The organism is Streptomyces sp. NPDC052701 (assembly GCF_040678355.1).
In the GTDB taxonomy this organism is placed as follows: domain Bacteria; phylum Actinomycetota; class Actinomycetes; order Streptomycetales; family Streptomycetaceae; genus Streptomyces.
Window position 1 is genome coordinate 42790 of the sequence record NZ_JBFATO010000007.1, and the last position, 20168, is coordinate 62957.

Sequence of the window (20168 nt, forward strand, 5' to 3'; positions counted from 1 at the left end):
ATTCTCCGTATCAAACGTGCATCCGCTCGATGACACACCGTTCCGGGCCCTAGGATTCCCTCTATCACCTCACCGGTCTCATTCGACAGGAACCCCATGAGCGACACTTCCCCCTACGGCTTCGAGCTTGTGCGGCGTGGGTACGACCGCGCTCAGGTGGACGAACGTATCTCCAAGCTCGTCTCCGACCGTGACAGTGCTCTCGCCCGCATCACCGCTCTGGAAAAGCGCATCGAAGAGCTTCACCTCGAGACCCAGAACGCCCAGGCCCAGGTCACCGACGCGGAGCCGTCGTACGCGGGTCTCGGCGCACGCGTGGAGAAGATCCTCCGTCTCGCCGAGGAGGAGGCGAAGGAGCTGCGCGAGGAGGCCCGGCGCGCGGCCGAGCAGCACCGTGAGCTCGCCGAGTCGGCCGCCCAGCAGGTGCGCAACGACGCCGAGTCGTACGCCGCCGAGCGCAAGGCGAAGGCCGAGGACGAGGGCCTGCGGATCGTCGAGAAGGCCAAGAGCGACGCCGCCCAGCTGCGGTCCGAGGCGCAGAGGGACGCCCAGTCCAAGCGCGAGGAGGCCGACGCGCTCTTCGAGGAGACCCGCGCCAAGGCCGCACAGGCCGCCGCCGACTTCGAGACGAACCTCGCCAAGCGCCGCGAGCAGTCCGAGCGCGACCTGGCCTCCCGTCAGGCCAAGGCCGAAAAGCGCCTCGCCGAGATCGAGCACCGCGCCGAGCAGCTGCGCCTGGAGGCCGAGAAGCTGCGCACCGACGCCGAGCGCCGCGCCCGCCAGACGGTGGAGACGGCCCAGCGCCAGGCCGAGGACATCGTGGCGGACGCCAACGCCAAGGCCGACCGCATCCGTTCGGAATCCGAGCGCGAGCTCGCGGCCCTCACCAACCGCCGCGACTCCATCAACGCCCAGCTGACGAACGTCCGCGAGATGCTCGCCACGCTCACCGGCGCCGCGGTGGCCGCGGCCGGCACGCCGTCCACGGACGACGAGCCGATCTCCCGCGGGGTCCCGGCCCAGCAGTCCCGGTAACGCCCCGGCCCACGGCGGCTGAAAACCTTCGGTGCCCTCCGTCACTGCGGTGGCAGAGGGCACCGTCGCGTTCTAGCGTGGGCGGCATGATCGAGCTCGAGGGGCTGACCAAGCGGTACGGCGAGAAGGTGGCGGTGAACAACCTCAGCTTCACCGTCAGGCCGGGCATCGTCACGGGCTTCCTCGGTCCCAACGGCGCGGGCAAGTCGACGACCATGCGGATGATCCTCGGCCTGGACCGGCCCACCGCCGGGGACGTCCGCATCGACGGCAAGCACTACCACCAGCTCAAGGACCCGCTGACGTACATCGGCGCCCTGCTGGAGGCCCGGGGCGTGCACCCCGGCCGCAGCGCCTACCACCACCTGCTCTGCCTGGCGCAGAGCAACGGCATCCCGAAGCGGCGGGTGCACGAGGTGTTGGACACCGTCGGGCTGACGGCCGTCGCGAGGAAGAAGGCCAAGGGGTTCTCCCTCGGCATGGGGCAGCGGCTGGGCATCGCCGCCGCGCTGCTGGGCGATCCGCGGATCCTGATGTTCGACGAGCCGGTCAACGGCCTGGACCCCGAGGGCATCCACTGGATCCGCACGCTGATGAAGTCCCTGGCCGAACAGGGACGGACGGTGTTCGTCTCCAGCCACCTCATGAGCGAGATGGCGCTCACCGCCGACCACCTCGTCGTCATCGGACAGGGGCGGCTGCTCGCGGACACCTCCATGGCCGACTTCATCGAGCAGAACTCGCGGTCGTACGTGCGGATCCGCACCCCGCAGCGGGAGCTGCTGCTCGATGTGCTCCAGCGGGCCGGGATCACGGCCGTGGAGAGCGGGGACGGGACGCTGGAGGTGGACGGCGGCAAGGCCGAGCACATCGGTGAGCTGGCCGCCCGGCACCGGATCACCCTGCACGAACTCAGCCCGCAACAGGCCTCCCTGGAGGAGGCGTTCATGCAGCTGACCGCCGAGTCGGTGGAGTACCACGCACACACCGGGACGCCGCCCGACGGGCAGGCGCAGGCGCAGGCGCCGTGGGGCGAGGGCTGGAGGAAGGGCTGAGATGGCGGCGACCCAGGTCATCCGATCGGAGTGGACCAAGATCCGTTCCGTGGCGTCCACCGTCTGGACGCTCTCCCTCGCGATGGTGGTCACCATCGCCCTCGGCATGCTGATCTCGGCGCTGTCGAGGAGCGAGTTCGACCGCATGGACGCGCGGGACCGGGCCGGCTTCGACCCGACGTTCATCAGCTTCGCGGGCATGAGTCTCGGTCAGCTCGCGATGATCGTGTTCGGGGTGCTCGTCGTGTCGAACGAGTACAGCACCGGCATGATCCGCACCTCGCTGGCCGCCGTGCCGCGGCGCGGCACCTTCCTGTTCAGCAAGATCGCGGTCGCCACCGGGCTCGCCCTGGCCGTCGGCATGGTCACCAGCTTCGCCGCGTTCTTCCTCGGCCAGGCGATGCTCGGCGAGCACAGCGCGTCCCTGGGCGACACCGGCGTACTGCGGGCGGTCATCGGCGGCGGCCTGTACATGACCCTCATCGCGGTGTTCTCGATGGGCGTCGCCACGATGCTGCGCTCCCCGATGCTGTCGCTCGGCATCCTGATGCCGTTCTTCTTCCTGATCTCCACCGTCCTGGGCAACGTCGACGCGACGGAGAAGGTGGGCCGGTTCCTGCCCGACCAGGCCGGCAGCAGGATCATGCAGGTGGTGCCCCCCGTCGACGACGACGTGCCGTACGGGCCCTGGGGCGGGCTCGGGATCATGGCGCTGTGGGTGCTCGCGGCGCTCGCGGGCGGTTACGTGCTGCTGAGGAAGCGGGACGCCCAGTGACGCCGCGGCGGCCGCCGCGGCCGGACGGCCTTTTACTCGCTCTTGGGCGGAACCGTCAGCGCGCGGATATCCTCCTAACCCTTACGGGGGCGTGTGCCCCGCTGTCCTGAACCTTGCGATGGGTGCGGAGCATGATCGAGGCAGTCGGCCTGACCAAGCGCTACGGCGACAAGACCGCTGTGTACAACCTTTCCTTCCAGGTGCGGCCCGGAGCCGTCACCGGCTTCCTCGGGCCGAACGGCTCGGGCAAGTCGACGACGATGCGGATGATCCTCGGCCTGGACAACCCCACCGCGGGACACGTGACGATCGGCGGCTACCCCTACCGCAAACTGCCCAACGCCCCCCGCCAGGTCGGTGCCCTGCTCGACGCCAAGGCGGTGCACGGCGGCCGGGCCGCCCGCAACCACCTGCTCTCCCTGGCCCAGCTCTCGGGCATCCCGGCCCGGCGGGTGGACGAGGTGCTCGGCGTCGTCGGCCTGCAGGACGTGGCCCGCAAGCGCTCCAAGGGCTTCTCCCTCGGCATGGGCCAGCGGCTCGGCATCGCCGCCGCGCTGCTCGGCGACCCCCAGGTGCTGCTGTTCGACGAGCCGGTCAACGGCCTCGACCCGGAGGGCATCCTCTGGGTGCGCAACCTGATGAAGTCGCTCGCGGCGGAGGGGCGGACGGTGTTCGTCTCCAGCCACCTCATGAGCGAGATGGCGCTCACCGCCGACCACCTCATCGTCATCGGGCGGGGGCAACTGCTCGCCGACATGAGCGTGAAGGACTTCATCTCGGCCAATTCAGCCGACTTCGCGCGAGTGCGCACCCCCGACACCGAGCCGCAGCAGCGCGAGAAGCTGTCGGCCGCGCTCACCGAGGCCGGCGGCCACGTCCTGCCCGAGCAGGACGGCGCGCTGCGCGTCACGGGCCTGCCGCTGCCGCGCATCAGCGACATCGCGCACGAGACCGACGTGCGGCTGTGGGAGCTGTCGCCGCACCAGGCCTCCCTGGAGGAGGCGTACATGCGGATGACGCAGGGCGCGGTCGACTACCGCTCGACCATCGACCAGAAGGAAGGGCTCCAGCAGCCGCTGCCGCCCGGCGCGCAGCCGCCGATGCCGGTGCCCGGCCAGGGGCAGCCCGGCTGGTACGCCCCGCCGCCGCCCCAGCAGGGCGGTCAGCCGTTCGGCGTGCCGCAGGGCGCGCCGGCCCAGGCGCCGACGGGACCGTACGGCGCGCCGGGCGTGCCCGGGGGCGCCGCCGGCGCACCGGGCGCGGGCGTGCCCAACCCGTACGCCCAGCCCGCGCCCCAGGGCCAGGTTCCGGCCCGGCCCGTGGACCCGGCTCCCGCGCGGCCCTCCGCCCCGCCGGCCGCGCAGCAGCAGGCCGCCGCCCAGCCCGCCGCCCCGACCGACCTGACCAAGTCCGAGGACGCCCGATGAGCACGCCCCAGCCCCCGATGCCGCAGGCCGCGCCCAACTGGCAGGCGGCCCCCGGTTCGCCGTACGCCGCGTACACCTCGCCGATCCCCGTGGTGCGCACGCACCTCGGGCACGCGATCGCCTCCGAGTGGACGAAGATCAGATCGGTGCGCTCCACCATGTGGACGCTGGGCGTGTTCGTCCTGCTCGTGGTCGGCATCGGACTGCTGACCGGTCTGGTGGTGGCCGGTTCCGAACCCGACCTGTCGGGCGAGAACCCCTTGTCCCTGGGCTTCTTCGGACTGCTGCTGGGCAGCATGTGCATCATCACGCTGGGCGTGCTGACCACGGCCTCGGAGTACGGCACCGGCATGATCCGCACGACGATGACCGCCTGTCCGAGCCGCGGGCGGGTCCTCGCGGCGAAGGCCCTCGTCTTCTTCCTGGTCGCCTTCGTGGCGACGCTGGTGTCGGCCTCACTCGTCGCCTTCGCGCACATGGCCCTGCTCAGCGACAACGGCATCGAGGACCCCACCACCGGGGAGTGGCTGAAGGGCACGGTCGGCATCGCGCTCTACATCGCGCTGCTCGGCATGGTCTCGCTCGCCGTCGGCTCGATCATCCGCCACTCGGCGGGCGCCATCACGATCATGATCGGCGCCGTGCTCGCCCCGCTGGTGATCGCACTGTTCATGTTCTCGTCCTCGCTGGAGGACGTGCGCCAGGCCCTGTTCGAGTACTCGATCCCGAACCAGCTCAGCGTCTTCTACTCCAACTCGCTCACCCAGTCCGGCCCGTCCGGCTGGGATCCCCTGTGGATCATCCTCGGCGTGACGGCCGCGGTCTTCGCCGGCGCCTTCGCGCTGCTGGAGAGGCGGGACGTCTGAGCCCGCCGGCAGGGCCTAGAACCTCGGCACGTTCCGGGACCGCTGCACCCGCATGGTGCGGCGGTCCTTGGCGTTCCAGCAGGCCCTGTGCCAGTGCCGCCGGTCGTCGACGCCCGCGTACTCGGGCCAGGCCACCACGTGCGGGACCCCGTCCGGGATCAGCTGGTCGCAGCCGGGACAGCGGTACGACTTGCCCTGCGCGCTCGCTCCCGCGACGTGACGCACGCTCCAGTTCTCGCCCTGCCAGGTCTCCGAGGACTGCCAGCCGCCGTAGCGGCCGGGGCGGTCGTCCTCGGCGCTCCGGCCTGACGAACCGGCGCCCTTGGGTCGGTTGCGACGCGGGGACACGGGACACCTCACGGGGCTGTACGGGAAGCAGGGGCCGCGTCCAGCCTACGCGGCGCCGACGGGGGCAGGTGTACGCCACCCGTCGCCGCCCTCCCTCCGCGGGGTGTCCGGGACTCCCCCGGGAGCGGCCCGTTCTGCAGACAATCCGCACATCCCTTCGTCCGACCGTGTCCTCGGTACGTGTCGGACGGTTATGTCCTGTGGGGAGCTCCGCGTCGGAGTCAAGGAAGCAGGAAAGCATGCGCGTGGGAAGTTTCGTGTTGGCGGCCCGGTTCCCCGGTCAGGGCGAGGGAGAGGCACTGCACCGCGCGGTCCGCTCGGCCGAGGTGGCCGAGGAGGCGGGGCTCGACACGGTCTGGCTGGCCGAGCACCACTTCGTGCCGTACGGCACCTGCCCGTCGGCCGTCACACTGGCCGCCCTGCTGCTGGGCCGTACCCGCCGCCTCCGGGTCGGCACGGCGGTGAGCGTGCTGCCCACCACGCACCCCGTGACCCTGGGCGAACAGGCCGCGCTGCTGCACCTGACGAGCGGCGGGCGCTTCACGCTGGGCGTGGGGCGCGGCGGGCCCTGGGTGGACCTGGAGGTCTTCGGCGCGGGCCTGCGGGCGTACGAGGAGGGGTTCCCGGAATCACTCGATCTGCTGGTGCGCTGGCTGCGCGAACCGTCCGTGGCGGCCGACGGGGAGCGCTACCGCTTCCGCGAAGTCCCCGTCGTACCGCGGCCGTCGGAGGCCCTGACGGACACCGAGGGGCCCGAGGTCGTCGTGGCCTGCACGTCGCCTACGAGTGTCCGGCTGGCCGCCGAGCGCGGGCTGCCGATGCTGCTCGGGATGCACGTCGGGGACGAGGAGAAGGCCGAGATGATCGCCCTGTGGCGGCAGCACGCGCGCGCGGGCGGACGGCCGGCGGAGGAGATCCACACCGCGGCCCACGTGTCCGCCGGCGTCTGCCAGATCGCCGACCGGCGCACGGACGCGGCGGAGACCCTGCTGAAGACGATGCCGGGCTGGCTCAGGCAGGGACTCGACGCCCATGTCACGGTGGACGGCCGGGCGCGCCGGATGCGCGATCCGCTGGCGTACACCGAACTGCTCTGCGGGCTGCACCCGGTGGGCAGCCCCCGTCTGTGCGCCGACCGGCTCGCGGCGACCAGCGAGCGGACCGGCATCTCCCGTTTCGCCCTGCTCGTCGAGGGCTCCGGGGACCTGGCGGCGACCGAGGAGAACGTCCGGCGGCTCGGGGCCGAGGTGCTGCCCCAACTCCGCTGAGCCGGCCGCCCGTCCTGCGACGGGCGTGCCCCCGGAGGACTCGCGTCCCCCGGGGTACGTCACGGACGGCCTGCCCTCCGGTACGTACCCCCCTCCCGCGTGCGAAGCGGCGGCCCGACGGCTGTCTGCGTCAGCAGTCGCGCAGCTCCGGCGACTGGTTCAGCAGCTGACTGCGGACCGAGGTGAAGCGCGCCAGCGTCTCGTCGACCGAGGAGTCAAGCGGGAACACCGCCACGCGGTGGCAGTTCTGGAAGGCCAGCCGCACACCGAAGTGCCGTTGCAGCGCACCGCGTATCGCGTCACTCGCGAGTGCACGCAGCAGCTGACCGCGTGCCTGCTCGTCCGGCGGGGGCGTCTGGTTGTCGGCGAACTGGCCGCCGTCCACCTTCAGCTGGGCCACCAGAGAGCTGATCATCTCCCACGCGTAGGGCAGGGAGGTCCGGACGCAGTCGACGAAGGCTGCATCGTCGACCTCGCCTCGCTCGGCCTGCTCGAGTAGGGCCGGTGAGACGTCGAGCGACATGGGTTCTCCTCTCGCACCCCCAACCAGCAGGGGTTGCCGGACAGATGAGGGAGCTCGCGGTGCCGACACGCTGCGTGCACGCCCCGCGACCTCCCGTTCCCTACCGTAAGCAACGGACCGTGACGGCACCAGGAGAACCCAGATGGGGGACTTCCCGTGGGCAGGTAATCGGCCATCGGGGAACGTGTGTTTTCCCGAACAAGTGGGGCGGTCCGCCGGGCCCGGACGGAGGCGGTGGCGGGAGACGGGTGGGCGAATCGCGCGTACCCTCGCCCGTCGAGTAGCGTTGCCGACCATGCGTCTCGTCATTGCCCGCTGCTCCGTGGACTACGCCGGGCGGCTCACCGCCCACCTCCCCTCGGCTCCCCGCCTGATCCTGGTCAAGGCGGACGGCAGCGTCTCGATTCACGCTGATGACCGGGCCTACAAGCCCCTGAACTGGATGTCGCCGCCCTGCACGCTGAAGGAGGGCTCCGGCGACGAAGAGGGCGTCTGGACCGTCACCAACAAGGCGGGCGAGAAGCTCATCATCACGATGGAGGAGATCATGCACGACTCCACGCACGAACTGGGCGTGGATCCGGGCCTGATCAAGGACGGCGTGGAAGCGCACCTCCAGGAGCTGCTCGCCGACCGCATCGAGACGCTCGGCGAGGGCTACACCCTCATCCGCCGCGAGTACCCGACGGCCATCGGGCCGGTCGACATCCTGTGCCGGGACGCCGAGGGGCGGACCGTCGCGGTCGAGATCAAGCGGCGCGGCGAGATCGACGGCGTGGAGCAGCTCACCCGCTACCTGGAGCTGCTGAACCGCGATCCCCGGCTGGCCCCGGTGCGCGGCATCTTCGCCGCCCAGGAGATCAAGCCCCAGGCCCGTGTCCTGGCGACCGACCGGGGCATCGGCTGCCAGGTGCTGGACTACGACGCGCTGCGCGGCATCGAGGACGACAAGCTGCGGTTGTTCTGAGCGACGGCAGGAGGTTCGCGGGGCCGGGTCCGGGGAACGGACCCGGCCCCTCTTTCCGTGCACGGACTTTCGTGCACGGGGATTCTCACGGGCCCTCAGATCACCTGGCCGGAGCTGCCGGGCGCGCCGCTCCCCGGCGCGCTCGCGGGCGCGCTGGAGGAGACGGGCGCGCTGGACGCCGGGCCGCTGGCCGAGTCGGAGGTGGACGGCGTCGACGGCGGGGGCTCGGACGTCGGCGACTGGGACGTCGGCGGCTGGGACGTGGGCGGCTCGGAGGTCGGCGACTGGGACGTGGGCGGCTGGGACGACGGCGGCTTCGACGTGGGCGACGACGGCCGCGTGGACGTGGACGGCTTGGACGTCGGCGTCGGATCGCCGGAGCCCTGCGTACCGCTCGGCTCGTCCGACGGCCGCGCCGACCCCGTGCCCGTCGGCGTCGGATCGTCGGAGGTGCCGAGGGTGCCGTCCGGGCCGGGGTCGGTCCGGCGGCCGGTGGCCACGCCGGTGTCGCCGCCGTCGTCCTTCACGGGCACGTCCGCGCCCAGGGTGCCGTCGTCCACGCCCTGGCTGGCGGACGGGTTGACGCCGACCTGGTCGGACGGGGTGCCGGCGTCGTTCTCGGAGGTGGCGCCGAGGGTCACCACCGTGCCGAGCACGGCGACGAGCATCGCGCCCGCACCGGCCGCGACGAGGTTGCGCCGGGCCAGGCCCTTGAGGCCGCCGCGCGCCTTGCGCGAGGGCGCGGGACGCACGGGCGCGGGACGCGCGGGCGCGCCGCGGTGGGCGACCACCGGCACGTCGGTGGGCGGCTGGAGCTCGGGGAACGCCACCGGGGCACCGCGGGGCGGGGAGGCCGACTCCTCGTGACGGGCGTCGGGCACCTCCTCCCCCGCCGTCGGCCCGAGCCCCGCGGCGCCGAGGGCCAGCGGAGCGCCGGAGCGGTCCGCGACCAGGGCGAGGGCGCGGCGGCCGGCGACGGTGCCGCGCTTGTCGGCGAGGGCGCCGCGCAGCCCGATGGAGGCCTCCAGTTCGGCGCGGGCCCGCTCGAGCTGCCCGCCGCACAGTGCGAGAACGCCGAGCTCGTGGTGGAAGTAGGCCTGTTCGGCGACGTCCCCGGCGAGCCGGGAGGCCTCGGCGCCGGCGCGCAGCGCCCGTTCCCAGGCGCTCCAGTGCAGGCCCGCGGCGAAGGCGGGCGCGGCCGTACGGGCCAGCCGCACGGCGGCGCTGTCCTCACCCTCGGCGGACGGGGCCGTGGCCGGCACCAGGACGGCGAGGGCGGCGAGCACCGCGTCGGCCTCGGCGCACACGCGCTCGGGGGTGACCGAGGGGTGTCCGGCCCACCAGGCGTAGTGCCGGGCGGCGGCCAGCGCCCGGTCCTGGATGTCGTCGGCGTACCCGGCGGCCTCCAGCTGGGTGAGTACCCCGGCGGCGAGCCGGTAGCGGGCGCCGACCGGGGAGACCAGGCCGCAGGCGGCCAGCTCGCCGAGCGCGGCGTCCGCGTGGGTGTCGCCGACCAGGGCGGGCAGGTGGGCCTGGTGCGGCACCTCGCCGCCGAGGGCGACGGCGAAGCGCAGGGTGGCCCGTGCGGAGGGGCTCAGCCGGGAGGCGAGCAGCGGTGCGGGCGCGGCGGCCTCGCCGAGCGGGGGCAGCGCTGTCTCGTCGCCCTCGGCGGCGTCGTGGGGCAGGTCGCCGGGCCGGGCGTCCTCGAAGACCCCGAACTCGTCGACGGTGCCGGTGCCGGCGCGCAGCCGGTCGCGCTGCCGCAGCAGGGCGCCGGCCTGGACGAACCTGAGCGGCAGTCCCTCGGACTCGAACCACAGGTCGCCGGCCCAGTTGGCCTCGTCGTCGGTGAGGCGGCGGCCGACGGCGTGCTCGATCAGGTCGAGGCCGGCCGCGCGGTCGAGGCCGCCGAGGAGGACCTCCTCGACGGCCGTGTCGGCCAGGGGCGCGGGGACGTCCGGGGTGGCGCCGATCAGGAAGGCGCATTCGGGGGTGGCCGCCAGCAGCTCGTCCAGGGCGGCGCCGCCGAACTCGACGTCGTCCAGGACGACGACCGCGCCGATCCGCCGGACGGCCTCCAGCAGTTCGTCCCGGTCCGGGCGGTGCAGGGGGGCGTCGTGGACGGCGTAGAACAGGTCGTACAGCAGGTCGTCGGCCGTGCGGTGGTGGCCGTTGAGACGCACGACGCCGTCGGGGGCGAGGTCCGCGCAGTCCTCGGCGACGGTGTCGAGGAGCCGGGTGCGGCCGGAGCCGGCGGGGCCGGTGAGGCGGACGGAGCGGCCGCGGGCGAGGAGTCTCACCAGCCGCTCGCGCTCGTCCTGGCGGGCCAGCAGCGGCAGCGGGGGCAGCGCCGGGCCGGGCGGCGCGGACGGCTTGGCCGCGCGGTCGGCCTCGGCGCGCTTGTCCGCGGCGAGCCTGGCGGGCGGGCCGGGCCGCTCGGCGGGCGGACGGACCTCGATCTCGCTGCCGTCCACGGGGTTGACGGTCAGCAGGAAGTCGCCGGAGACGAGCTGCACCGTGCGGGCGAGCGCGGGTGCGTGCTGTCCGAAGTCGGATGCGAGGGATTCCCTGGGCGGGCGCTGGCGCGCCGGGTGGCCTCCCCCGGTCTCGGATTCACTCGACCGGAAGGTGCTCCCGCCGTCGTGGCCGTGCTCCTCGGGTCCACGGGTGTTCGGGTCCATAGGTCCAAGCCCCCAAAAGCGTCGTGTGCCTGTAGCCCCTCCCGGCCTTGCTGCACACCGCGCTGTCGCTTCTGGTCCGGGCCCGCTTGAGGGTGGCAAGGCAGCGGGCAGCCGAACCCTAAACCTTCGCTCAGTATCCACGACAGTCCGGGGTACCGTGCCGTCCGAGACGTCACAGTCTCGTGAGGATTGTGCGCGTCGCACGATTCGCCGACGTCGGCCGGGTCTCCCGGGTCATCCGGTTCACACCCGTGCGGGGGTCACACGCGGGGCAGGCTCTCCACCCCGATGCCCCCCTCGATCGCCAGGATCCGGTGCAGCCGGGTGGCCACCAGCAGGCGCTGCATCTGCGGCGGCACGCCGCGCAGCACCAGCCGCCGGCCGCAGCGGCCGGCCCGCCGGTGGGCCCCCATGATCACGCCGAGTCCGGTGGCGTCCCAGGAGTCCAGTTCGGACAGGTCGAGCACCAGGTCGCCGACTCCGCCGTCGACGGCCGAGTGCAGGACCGTACGGGCGTCCGCCGCGCTGCGCACGTCGAGGCGGCCCCCGACGACCAGCTCGACGTGGTCGCCCCTGATGTGCATATGCGCTCCCCGTGCGTGCGTCTCGTACTCCGCGTTGTTCCGATCCCGTTCCGATACCGGTGATGCAACCTTTGACTGTTTGAAGCCTCCGGAGGTTGCCGTCTGCGGGCGAACCGATACCGAATTCACCCCGGGGTGTGATGCCCCCGGGGCCTGTGCGGTTTCAGTGCTTGTAGAAGCCCTGCCCGCTCTTGCGCCCGATGTCACCGGCGTCAACCATCCGGCGCATCAGCTCGGGTGCGGCGAACTTCTCGTCCTGGGACTCGGTGTAGATGTTGCCGGTGGCGTGCAGCAGGATGTCGACGCCCGTGAGGTCCGCCGTGGCGAGCGGGCCCATCGCGTGGCCGAAGCCCAGCTTGCAGGCGAGGTCGATGTCCTCGGCGCTGGCCACGCCCGACTCGTACAGCTTGGCGGCCTCGACGACGAGGGCGCAGATGAGCCGGGTCGTCACGAAGCCGGCGACGTCCCGGTTGACGACGATGCAGGTCTTGCCGACCGACTCGGCGAACTCCCGGGCCCGGGCGAGGGTTTCGTCGCTGGTCTTGTAGCCGCGCACGAGTTCGCACAGCTGCATCATCGGCACCGGCGAGAAGAAGTGCGTGCCGACCACCCGTTCGGGGCGCTCCGTCACGGCCGCGATCTTGGTGATCGGGATGGCGGAGGTGTTGGAGGCGAGGATCGCGTCCTGCTTCACGAGCTTGTCGAGCGTGCGGAAGATCTCGTGCTTGACCTCCAGCTTCTCGAAGACGGCCTCGACGACGACGTCCGCGTCGGCCGCGGCGTCCAGGTCGGTGGTCGCGGTGATGCGGGCGAGGGCGGCGTCGGCGTCGTGCGCCTCCATCTTCCCCTTGCTCACGAACTTGTCGTACGAGGCCTTGATGCCGTCGGTGCCGCGCGTCAGCGCCTCGTCGGTGACGTCCCGCAGGACGACGTCCCAGCCCGCCTGCGCGGAGACCTGGGCGATGCCGGAACCCATCAGGCCGGCTCCGATGACGGCGAGCTTCCGTGCCACTGTGCGACTCCCCTGATACGCGCTGTCGTTCTTCTCTCCGGCGGACACTAGCGCTCGTGAGGGCCCGTGTGACCGGTAAGTAATGCGCGTCACGTCTCACATGACGGACATCACACCGGCGCGGCTCATCCGGCGTCCCGGACGGCGTAGCCGAGCACCTTCTCGCTCAGCAGCTCCTCCATGTCGTCCAGCAGCGCGAGCACCTCGCGGGAGACCTCGGAGGGGCGGCCGCCGGCGAGCATGCGCTGTCCGATGGTGGCGATGACGGTTTCGTGCAGCCAGTTGATCTGACCGGCCATCAGGGCGGGCATCGGGTCGTCGGCCGGGGCGCCGGTCTCCTCGCGCAGGGTCCGTTCCAGGTCGAGGAGCACCTCCTGGCCGATCGCCCACATCCGGGAGCGCAGCGCCGGCGAGTCCTGGACGACCTTCATGAACCGTTCGTAACCGTCCATCAGGCCGACGCGGGGCGACACCGTCTCGACCTCCTCGCGCAGTTCGCGCAGGACGGCCCGGGCCGCCGACTCGCCGTCGCGCCGGCCGCGCACCCAGCGCGAGAGCCGGTCGATCACGCCCTTGGAGCGGTCGAGGAAGAGGTCCTCCTTGGCCGGGAAGTAGTTGTACACGGTGTTCACGGAGACGTTCGCGGCCTGTGCGACCTCCGCGACGGTGACGGCGTCGAAGCCGCGATCGATGAAGAGAGCTGTGGCGACATCGGAGATGTACTGCCTGGTCTGCCGCTTCTTGCGTTCCCTGAGTCCCTCGGCCATGACGGGATCCTAACTTCACTGGTGCCGATGGATTTTTGTGGACGTTGCAAAGTTTCAGTGACTCTGTTTTCCTGTCGCCATGGCAATCATCAGTACGGCCGGCCTGGCCCGTACCTTCCAGACCGCACGCGGCCCCGTGGAGGCCGTGCGCGGCATCGACCTCACCGTCCGCGAGGGAGAGATCCTCGGCTTCCTCGGCCCGAACGGCGCCGGCAAGACCACCACCCTCCGGATGCTCACCACCCTGCTGGCTCCCACCGGCGGCGCGGCCACGGTCGCCGGGTGCGACCTGGCGACCGACCCCGCGGGGGTGCGCAGGGCCTGCGGCTACGTGGCGCAGTCCGGCGGCGTCGACCCGCAGATCACCGTGCGGGAGGAGCTGGTCACCCAAGGGCGCCTGTACCGCCTGACGAAGGCGCAGGCCGTCTCCCGCGCCGAGGAGCTGGCGCGCGACCTCGGCCTCGCCGACCTGCTGGAGCGCAAGTGCGCCGCGCTCTCCGGCGGCCAGCGGCGCCGCCTGGACATCGCCATGGCGCTCACCCACCGCCCGAAGGTGCTGTTCCTCGACGAACCGACCACCGGCCTCGACCCCGGCGGCCGCGCCGACCTGTGGGACCTGGTCCGCCGGCTGCGCGACGAGCACCGCACGACCGTCTTCCTGACCACCCACCACCTCGACGAGGCCGACGCCCTCTCCGACCGCCTGGTGATCGTCGACCGGGGCGTGGTGGCGGCCGAGGGCACCCCGAGCGCGCTGAAGCTGCGGTACGGCGGCTCGCCCGACGCCTCGCTGCAGGACACCTTCCTCGCCGTCACCGGCCGCAGCACCGCTGCCGCCGACCCCGCCCCCGTAGCCGTATAAGGACCCCCCATGCTGTTGCACGACACCGCGCTCATCTACGGCCGCTGCCTGCGCCAGTCCCTCCGCTCCGGCTTCGCCCTGCTGTTCGGCGTCCTGATGCCGCTGCTGTACCTGGTGTTCTTCGGGCCCCTGCTCACGGACCTGCCGCTCGGCGGACAGGGCAGCTCCTGGCAGGTCCTGGTCCCCGGGCTGCTGCTCCAACTGGCTCTTTTCGGGGCCTCGTTCGCGGGCTTCGCGATCATCATCGAGAAGGGCCAGGGGGTGGTGGAACGCATGCGGGTCACCCCCGTCAGCCGGCTGGCCCTGCTGCTCGGCCGGGTCCTGCGGGACGCCACGGTCTTCGTCTTCCAGGCGGTCCTGCTGGTGCTGGCGGCGGTCGCCATGGGCCTGCGGGCACCGCTGCCCGGCGTCCTGATCGGCTTCGCGTTCGTCGCCCTGCTCACCGTCTCGCTGGCGTCGCTGTCGTACGCGCTGGGCATGAGGCTCAGCACCCCGCAGACGTTCGGCCCCGCGATCAACGCGCTGACCATGCCGTCGATGCTGCTGTCGGGCCTGATGCTCCCGATGACCCTGGGCCCGGCCTGGCTGGACGTCCTGTCCCACCTGATGCCGTTCCGCTATCTGGTGGACGCGGTGCGGGACGCCTACGTCGGCGCCTACGCCACGGCGCACATGCTGTACGGCGTCCTGGCGGCCGTCGGCCTCACGGTGCTCGCCGTGACGGTGGGCACACGGGTGTTCCGCACGGCCGGAGCCTAACTACGCTGGCCGCATGGTCAATCTGACGCGCATCTACACGAGGACCGGCGACCGGGGCACCACCGCCCTCGGCGACATGAGCCGGGTCCCCAAGACCGACCTGCGCATCGCCGCGTACGCCGACGCCAACGAGGCCAACGCGGTGATCGGCACGGCGATCGCGCTGGGCGGCCTGGACGAGGAGATCGTCAAGGTCCTCACCCGCGTCCAGAACGACCTGTTCGACGTGGGCGCGGACCTGTCGACACCGGTCGTGGAGAACCCGGAGTTCCCGCCGCTGAGGGTCGAGCAGTTCTACGTCGACAGGCTGGAGGAGGACTGCGACCGCTTCCTCGGGCGGCTGGAGAAGCTGCGCTCCTTCATCCTGCCGGGCGGCACCCCGGGCGCGGCCCTGCTGCACCAGGCCTGCACGGTCGTGCGCCGGGCCGAACGCTCCACGTGGGCCGCCCTGGAGGCGCACGGCGAGACGATGAACCCCCTGACGGCGACCTACCTCAACCGCCTGTCGGACCTGCTGTTCATCCTGGCCCGCGCGGCCAACAAGGAGGCCGGCGACGTCCTGTGGGTGCCGGGCGGGGAGCGCTGAGGCGGCGCTCCCCTCCCCCAGGTGCCCGGCCCCGCGGCTCACCGGCCCGCCCGTTCCTTCTCGCCCCGCTTCCCGGAGGTCGCCCCGGGTTCGTCCGCCGGCGCCTTCTTCGGCCAGATCGCGTACGACAGCGCGATCAGGCCGTGGATGCCGGCCGCGCGCCAGGCGATGTACATCCACTCGTGCAGGGAGCCCGTGCGGCCCGGGTCGCCGACGTACCAGACGGCGAGCTGGAGCAGCGCGCTCGCCACGGCGGCGGCCGCCACCGTGCCCAGCCACACCCTGCCCTCGTGGCGGGCGCGGGCCATGCCGTAGCGCGGGGGCCCCGGCGGGGGCGGGCCGCCGGCGAGGCGGTGGGCGGCGTGGCCGTCGAGCCACTTCACCGTGCGGTGGCCGTGGCCGACGGTGTAGCCGATGTACAGCGCGGCCAGGCCGTGTTTCCAGCTCGGGTCCGCGCCGTTCTTCAGGTCGAGCGTGGTGACGACCAGCAGGACGACCTCCAGCAGCGGCTCGCACAGCAGCAGCGCCAGACCCGTGCGCGGCATCCTCAGCAGGTACCGGAAGGCCAGACCGGCCGCCAGCAGCACCCAGAAGCCGACCTCACAGAGGACGATCAGTGTGACGATCACGGCTCGCGCTCCTTCCGGCGGTTTCGCTCACCCTCCAAGGCTCCCGTCTGCGCCCGCCGGTTTCGTCGTCGCCGGCGACGAACTCGCGGTACATCGAAAGATGCAGTCCAGGACCGTCCGCGTGGATCAGGCGCGCGCGGCACGTGCCGTGTTGGATGGTGCCCATGGCCCTACGACTCCCCCGCCCGCACCGCGTCGACGTGTGCGCCGCCGCCGCGGGCCTGCTCGGCGGGCTCCTGCTGTGGGGCATCGGTCTGGGCACCCGGCCGGCCGGTGAGCCGGTCGTGCTGCTCCACGGCTCCGGGTGGGTCCTGCTGCCGCTCGCCGTGACCGCCGGCTGCGAGCTGCTGCGCCGGACCGCCCCGCGCACCGCCCTGCTGACCGGCACGGCGGCCCTGGTCACGGACACCGTGACGCAGGGCAACCTGGTCACGCTGCTGATGTACACCGACCTCATGTACGCGGCCGTCCTGTACGGCACGCCCGCCTCGGCGCGCCGCATCCCCTGGATCACCGGGCTGCTGACGGTGGTGGCGACGGTGGTGCCGTTCGCGGTGTGGCGCGAGCCCGAGGCGCTGCTGATCGGTGTCGGCACCGGCATCGTGGCGTTCGCGCCCGCCTCCACCGGCCTGATCGTCCGCTACCACCGCGACGCCGCCGAGACGGCCCGGCTGCGCGCCGAGCAGACCGCGCTGCTCGCCGAGATGGACCGCACCCAGGCGGTCACCGCCGAGCGCGCCCGGATGGCCCGCGAACTGCACGACATGGTCGCCAACCACCTCTCCGCGATCGCCATCCACTCCACCGCCGCGCTCTCCCTCGACGATCCGGGGACCTCCCGGGAGGCGCTCGCCGTGATCCGGGAGAACAGCGTGGACGGCCTGGCCGAGATGCGGCGGCTGATCGGCATCCTGCGGGACTCCAGCGGGGACACCGAGCCCGCGGCGGCTCCCACCCTCGACGGCATCGGCGCCCTGGTCGACACCGCCCGCGCCAACGGGCTCGACGTGGCCCTCGACGTCACGCACGAGAAGGTCCCCGCACCGGTGGAGCTCGCGGCGTACCGGATCGTGCAGGAGTCGCTGACCAACGCGCTCAAGCACGCCCCTCCCGGCCGGGTCACGGTCGTGCTCCGGCAGCGGGACGGCCTGCTGGCCATCGCCGTGACCAGCCCGTACGGCGACCGGGACGGGCCGCGCGCGCCCGGTTCCGGCGCCGGTCTGGTGGGCATGCGGGAGCGGGTCGCGCTGCTGGACGGCACGTTCGAGGCCGGCCCCGAGACGGGACCGGACGGCAAGGTCTGGGCGGTACGCGCCGCCCTGCCCCTCACGGAAGGAGACTGGGCATGATCCGCGTCCTGGTCGCCGAGGACCAGTCCGCCGTCCGCGCCGGGCTGGTCCTCATCCTGCGCAGCGCACCCGACATCGAGGTGGTCGGCGAGGCGGCGGACGGCGAGCAGGCGGTGGCCCTGGCCCGCGAGCTGCGGCCCGACCTGGTGCTCATGGACGTGCAGATGCCGCGCCTGGACGGGGTGTCGGCGACCCGGCGGGTGGTCGCCGAGGACCTCGCCGACGTCCTGGTGCTGACCACGTTCGACCTGGACGAGTACGTCTTCGGCGCGCTGCGCGCGGGCGCCTGCGGCTTCCTGCTCAAGAACACCGAGGCCGGGGACCTGCTGGAGGCCGTCCGGACGGTCGCGCGCGGCGAGGGCCTGATCGCGCCCGCCGTCACCCGGCGGCTGATCGCGAAGTTCGCCGCGAAGCCGGTACGGGGGCCCGCGGCCGACCCGGCCGTCCTGGACCAGCTCACCCGGCGCGAGCGCGAGGTGCTGTCCTGCCTCGGCGAGGGTCTGTCCAACGCCGGTATCGCCGAACGGCTCGACATGGCCGAGGCGACCGTGAAGACGCACGTCAGCCGTCTGCTGGGGAAACTGGGGCTGCGCAGCCGGGTTCAAGCGGCGGTCCTCGCCCAGGAGTTGGGGATCTGAAGAGCGCCCGCGGCAAGTGGTCCAGACCTATTGACCTGTGGTCCAGACCTTTCTATTCTCGCCGCACTGTGGGCATGAGGCTCAGTCATGCCCCCCCACACCCCCGACGAGGAGGCGCACCATGCGCTTCAGACACAGAGCCGCGGCAGGGTTCGCGACCCTGCTGCTCCCGCTGGCCGGACTGGTCGGCCTCGCGAGCCCGGCCCAGGCCGCCACGTCCGCCACCGCCACCTACGCCAAGACCCAGGACTGGGGCTCCGGCTTCGAGGGCAAGTGGACGGTGAAGAACACCGGCACCACCGCCATCAGCTCCTGGACCGTCGAGTGGGACTTCCCCTCCGGCACCTCCGTCACCTCCTCCTGGGACGCGGACGTCACCTCCTCCGGCACCCACTGGACCGCCAAGAACAAGGCCTGGAACGGCACCCTCGCCCCGGGCGCCTCCGTCACCTTCGGCTTCAACGGCTCCGGCTCCGGCTCCCCCGCCAACTGCAAGCTCAACGGCGGCAGCTGTGACGGCGGCTCGGTCCCCGGCGACGCGGCCCCCTCCGCGCCCGGCACCCCCACCGCCTCCGGCGTCACCGAGACCTCGGTGAAGCTGGCCTGGTCCGCCGCCACCGACGACAAGGGCGTCAAGAACTACGACGTCCTGCGCGACGGCACCAAGGTCGCCACCGTGACGACCACCTCGTACACGGACACCGGCCTGACCAAGGGCACCGACTACTCCTACGCCGTGCAGGCCCGTGACACCGCCGACCAGACCGGCCCGGTCAGCGGCTCGGTCAAGGTCCGCACCGCCGGCAGCACCGAGGAGCCCCCGCCCACCGGCGACAAGGTCAAGCTCGGCTACTTCACCGAGTGGGGCGTCTACGGCCGCAACTACCACGTCAAGAACCTGGTGACGTCCGGCTCGGCCGCCAAGATCACGCACATCAACTACGCGTTCGGCAACGTCAAGAACGGTCAGTGCACCGTCGACGACACCTTCGCCGCGTACGAGAAGGCCTACACCGCCGACCAGTCCGTCAGCGGCACCGCCGACACCTGGGACCAGCCGCTGCGCGGCAACTTCAACCAGCTGCGCCAGCTGAAGGCGAAGTACCCGCACATCAAGGTGCTGTACTCCTTCGGCGGCTGGACCTACTCCGGCGGCTTCGGCCAGGCGGCGCAGAACGCGGCCGCGTTCGCCAAGTCCTGCAAGGCCGTGGTGGAGGACCCGCGCTGGGCCGACGTCTTCGACGGCATCGACATCGACTGGGAGTACCCGAACGCCTGCGGCCTGACCTGCGACACCTCCGGGCCCGCCGCGTTCAGGACCCTCTCCCAGGCGCTGCGCGCCGAGTTCGGCGAGGACTACCTGATCACCGCCGCCATCACCGCGGACGGCACGGACGGCGGCAAGATCGACGCGGCCGACTACGGCGGCGCCGCCCAGTACCTCGACTGGTACAACGTGATGACGTACGACTACTTCGGCGCCTGGGACAAGACCGGCCCGACCGCCCCGCACTCGCCGCTCACGTCGTACTCGGGCATCCCGAAGGAGGGCTTCACCTCCGCCGCCGCCATCGCCAAGCTGAAGGCCAAGGGCGTCCCGGCGGCCAAGCTGCTGCTCGGCATCGGCTTCTACGGCCGCGGCTGGACCGGCGTGACCCAGTCCGCCCCCGGCGGCACGGCGACCGGCCCGGCGACCGGCACCTACGAGGCGGGCATCGAGGACTACAAGGTCCTCAAGACGTCCTGCCCGGCCACCGGCACCGTCGCGGGCACGGCGTACGCGCACTGCGGCAGCAACTGGTGGTCCTACGACACCCCCGCCACCATCGGCACGAAGATGGCCTGGGCCAAGAACCAGGGCCTGGGCGGCGCCTTCTTCTGGGAGTTCAGCGGCGACACCGGCAACGGCGAGCTGGTGTCCGCCATCGACGCGGGCCTGAAGTAAGGCAGCGGGGCCCGGGCGGAGCACCCGGGCCCGGCACGGTGAAGGGGCGGCACCCTGCGGTGCCGCCCCTTTACCGTTCGGGAGGGAGAGTC

General features: G+C 72.2%; 20 protein-coding genes. 13 read left to right on the forward strand and 7 right to left on the reverse strand.

Annotation, left to right across the window (positions count from 1 at the left end):
- Positions 1–96: 96 nt before the first annotated feature.
- The 5 genes from AB0L29_RS11155 to AB0L29_RS11175 all read left to right on the forward strand — a co-directional run bounded on the left by AB0L29_RS11155 (position 97) and on the right by AB0L29_RS11175 (position 5158).
- Entirely contained in the window at positions 97–1035 is a 939-nt protein-coding gene (locus tag AB0L29_RS11155; RefSeq protein ID WP_365825687.1) for a cellulose-binding protein, read from the forward strand.
- 86 nt (positions 1036–1121) lie between these two features.
- On the forward strand, positions 1122–2090 hold the full coding sequence (locus AB0L29_RS11160) for an ABC transporter ATP-binding protein (RefSeq protein ID WP_365825689.1): 969 nt from the start codon (positions 1122–1124) through the stop codon (positions 2088–2090).
- A 1-nt stretch (position 2091) separates the two neighbouring features.
- Positions 2092–2865 carry an ABC transporter permease gene (locus tag AB0L29_RS11165; protein WP_365825691.1) on the forward strand — a complete coding sequence of 258 codons (774 nt, stop codon included), beginning with the start codon at positions 2092–2094 and terminating at the stop codon, positions 2863–2865.
- A gap of 131 nt (positions 2866–2996) precedes the next feature.
- Positions 2997–4292 carry an ABC transporter ATP-binding protein gene (locus tag AB0L29_RS11170; protein WP_365825693.1) on the forward strand — a complete coding sequence of 432 codons (1296 nt, stop codon included), beginning with the start codon at positions 2997–2999 and terminating at the stop codon, positions 4290–4292.
- Complete coding sequence (locus tag AB0L29_RS11175; protein WP_365825695.1) at positions 4289–5158, forward strand: ABC transporter permease subunit; 870 nt, start codon at positions 4289–4291, stop codon at positions 5156–5158. Before AB0L29_RS11170 ends, AB0L29_RS11175 begins: the two co-directional genes overlap by 4 nt.
- Positions 5159–5173: 15 nt before the next feature.
- Here the strand turns inward: AB0L29_RS11175 and AB0L29_RS11180 are convergent, their stop codons facing one another.
- Positions 5174–5506 carry an ATP/GTP-binding protein gene (locus AB0L29_RS11180; RefSeq protein ID WP_365825697.1) on the reverse strand — a complete coding sequence of 111 codons (333 nt, stop codon included), beginning with the start codon at positions 5504–5506 and terminating at the stop codon, positions 5174–5176.
- A gap of 239 nt (positions 5507–5745) precedes the next feature.
- On the opposite strand from AB0L29_RS11180, the gene AB0L29_RS11185 reads away from it, so the two are divergent.
- A complete protein-coding gene (locus AB0L29_RS11185; protein WP_365825699.1) occupies positions 5746–6774 on the forward strand; it encodes an LLM class flavin-dependent oxidoreductase in 1029 nt (342 codons plus the stop codon).
- Between the two features lie 130 nt (positions 6775–6904).
- On the opposite strand, the gene AB0L29_RS11190 is transcribed toward AB0L29_RS11185, so the two are convergent.
- The gene (locus AB0L29_RS11190; RefSeq protein WP_365825701.1) at positions 6905–7297 is read right to left on the reverse strand and encodes an SCO5389 family protein; all 393 of its coding nucleotides are present in this window, start codon (positions 7295–7297) and stop codon (positions 6905–6907) included.
- Positions 7298–7592: 295 nt separating this feature from the next.
- Between AB0L29_RS11190 and nucS the strand changes: the two genes are divergently transcribed.
- Positions 7593–8264, forward strand: a complete 672-nt coding sequence (gene nucS / locus AB0L29_RS11195; protein ID WP_365825703.1) for an endonuclease NucS — start codon at positions 7593–7595, stop codon at positions 8262–8264.
- Between the two features lie 95 nt (positions 8265–8359).
- Here the strand turns inward: nucS and AB0L29_RS11200 are convergent, their stop codons facing one another.
- The 4 genes from AB0L29_RS11200 to AB0L29_RS11215 all read right to left on the reverse strand — a co-directional run bounded on the left by AB0L29_RS11200 (position 8360) and on the right by AB0L29_RS11215 (position 13308).
- Positions 8360–10945, reverse strand: a complete 2586-nt coding sequence (locus tag AB0L29_RS11200) for an ATP-binding protein (protein ID WP_365825705.1) — start codon at positions 10943–10945, stop codon at positions 8360–8362.
- Between the two features lie 260 nt (positions 10946–11205).
- Positions 11206–11529 carry an STAS domain-containing protein gene (locus AB0L29_RS11205; RefSeq protein WP_365825707.1) on the reverse strand — a complete coding sequence of 108 codons (324 nt, stop codon included), beginning with the start codon at positions 11527–11529 and terminating at the stop codon, positions 11206–11208.
- Positions 11530–11692: 163 nt separating this feature from the next.
- A complete protein-coding gene (locus tag AB0L29_RS11210; protein WP_365825709.1) occupies positions 11693–12541 on the reverse strand; it encodes a 3-hydroxyacyl-CoA dehydrogenase family protein in 849 nt (282 codons plus the stop codon).
- 125 nt (positions 12542–12666) lie between these two features.
- Positions 12667–13308: a TetR family transcriptional regulator gene (locus tag AB0L29_RS11215; RefSeq protein ID WP_365825711.1), complete on the reverse strand. Its 642-nt coding sequence runs from the start codon at positions 13306–13308 to the stop codon at positions 12667–12669.
- A gap of 79 nt (positions 13309–13387) precedes the next feature.
- Between AB0L29_RS11215 and AB0L29_RS11220 the strand changes: the two genes are divergently transcribed.
- From AB0L29_RS11220 to AB0L29_RS11230, 3 genes are read left to right on the forward strand one after another with little or no spacing between them, the layout of a single operon-like run.
- The gene (locus tag AB0L29_RS11220) at positions 13388–14170 is read left to right on the forward strand and encodes an ATP-binding cassette domain-containing protein (RefSeq protein WP_365825713.1); all 783 of its coding nucleotides are present in this window, start codon (positions 13388–13390) and stop codon (positions 14168–14170) included.
- A gap of 9 nt (positions 14171–14179) precedes the next feature.
- Entirely contained in the window at positions 14180–14929 is a 750-nt protein-coding gene (locus AB0L29_RS11225; protein WP_365825715.1) for an ABC transporter permease, read from the forward strand.
- A gap of 13 nt (positions 14930–14942) precedes the next feature.
- Entirely contained in the window at positions 14943–15515 is a 573-nt protein-coding gene (locus AB0L29_RS11230) for a cob(I)yrinic acid a,c-diamide adenosyltransferase (RefSeq protein ID WP_365825717.1), read from the forward strand.
- Between the two features lie 38 nt (positions 15516–15553).
- Here the strand turns inward: AB0L29_RS11230 and AB0L29_RS11235 are convergent, their stop codons facing one another.
- Positions 15554–16144 carry a hypothetical protein gene (locus AB0L29_RS11235; protein ID WP_365825719.1) on the reverse strand — a complete coding sequence of 197 codons (591 nt, stop codon included), beginning with the start codon at positions 16142–16144 and terminating at the stop codon, positions 15554–15556.
- 164 nt (positions 16145–16308) lie between these two features.
- Here AB0L29_RS11235 and AB0L29_RS11240 point away from each other — a divergent pair, with 164 nt between their 5' ends.
- The 3 genes from AB0L29_RS11240 (at position 16309) to AB0L29_RS11250 (ending at position 20076) form a co-directional block, all read left to right on the forward strand.
- A complete protein-coding gene (locus AB0L29_RS11240) occupies positions 16309–17493 on the forward strand; it encodes a histidine kinase (RefSeq protein ID WP_365825721.1) in 1185 nt (394 codons plus the stop codon).
- Positions 17490–18131 carry a response regulator transcription factor gene (locus tag AB0L29_RS11245; protein ID WP_365825723.1) on the forward strand — a complete coding sequence of 214 codons (642 nt, stop codon included), beginning with the start codon at positions 17490–17492 and terminating at the stop codon, positions 18129–18131. Before AB0L29_RS11240 ends, AB0L29_RS11245 begins: the two co-directional genes overlap by 4 nt.
- A gap of 121 nt (positions 18132–18252) precedes the next feature.
- Positions 18253–20076 (forward strand): glycoside hydrolase family 18 chitinase, encoded by a 1824-nt coding sequence (locus tag AB0L29_RS11250; RefSeq protein ID WP_365825725.1) that lies wholly within the window; start codon positions 18253–18255, stop codon positions 20074–20076.
- Positions 20077–20168: the final 92 nt, after the last annotated feature.

Coding starts and splice junctions, on each gene's coding strand:
- AB0L29_RS11155 (WP_365825687.1), top strand. CDS start 97: ATGAGCGACACTTCCCCCTACGGCTTCGAGCTTGTGCGGCGTGGGTAC.
- AB0L29_RS11160 (WP_365825689.1), top strand. CDS start 1,122: ATGATCGAGCTCGAGGGGCTGACCAAGCGGTACGGCGAGAAGGTGGCG.
- AB0L29_RS11165 (WP_365825691.1), top strand. CDS start 2,092: ATGGCGGCGACCCAGGTCATCCGATCGGAGTGGACCAAGATCCGTTCC.
- AB0L29_RS11170 (WP_365825693.1), top strand. CDS start 2,997: ATGATCGAGGCAGTCGGCCTGACCAAGCGCTACGGCGACAAGACCGCT.
- AB0L29_RS11175 (WP_365825695.1), top strand. CDS start 4,289: ATGAGCACGCCCCAGCCCCCGATGCCGCAGGCCGCGCCCAACTGGCAG.
- AB0L29_RS11185 (WP_365825699.1), top strand. CDS start 5,746: ATGCGCGTGGGAAGTTTCGTGTTGGCGGCCCGGTTCCCCGGTCAGGGC.
- AB0L29_RS11190 (WP_365825701.1), bottom strand. CDS start 7,297: ATGTCGCTCGACGTCTCACCGGCCCTACTCGAGCAGGCCGAGCGAGGC.
- nucS (WP_365825703.1), top strand. CDS start 7,593: ATGCGTCTCGTCATTGCCCGCTGCTCCGTGGACTACGCCGGGCGGCTC.
- AB0L29_RS11200 (WP_365825705.1), bottom strand. CDS start 10,945: ATGGACCCGAACACCCGTGGACCCGAGGAGCACGGCCACGACGGCGGG.
- AB0L29_RS11205 (WP_365825707.1), bottom strand. CDS start 11,529: ATGCACATCAGGGGCGACCACGTCGAGCTGGTCGTCGGGGGCCGCCTC.
- AB0L29_RS11215 (WP_365825711.1), bottom strand. CDS start 13,308: ATGGCCGAGGGACTCAGGGAACGCAAGAAGCGGCAGACCAGGCAGTAC.
- AB0L29_RS11220 (WP_365825713.1), top strand. CDS start 13,388: ATGGCAATCATCAGTACGGCCGGCCTGGCCCGTACCTTCCAGACCGCA.
- AB0L29_RS11225 (WP_365825715.1), top strand. CDS start 14,180: ATGCTGTTGCACGACACCGCGCTCATCTACGGCCGCTGCCTGCGCCAG.
- AB0L29_RS11230 (WP_365825717.1), top strand. CDS start 14,943: ATGGTCAATCTGACGCGCATCTACACGAGGACCGGCGACCGGGGCACC.
- AB0L29_RS11240 (WP_365825721.1), top strand. CDS start 16,309: ATGGCCCTACGACTCCCCCGCCCGCACCGCGTCGACGTGTGCGCCGCC.
- AB0L29_RS11245 (WP_365825723.1), top strand. CDS start 17,490: ATGATCCGCGTCCTGGTCGCCGAGGACCAGTCCGCCGTCCGCGCCGGG.
- AB0L29_RS11250 (WP_365825725.1), top strand. CDS start 18,253: ATGCGCTTCAGACACAGAGCCGCGGCAGGGTTCGCGACCCTGCTGCTC.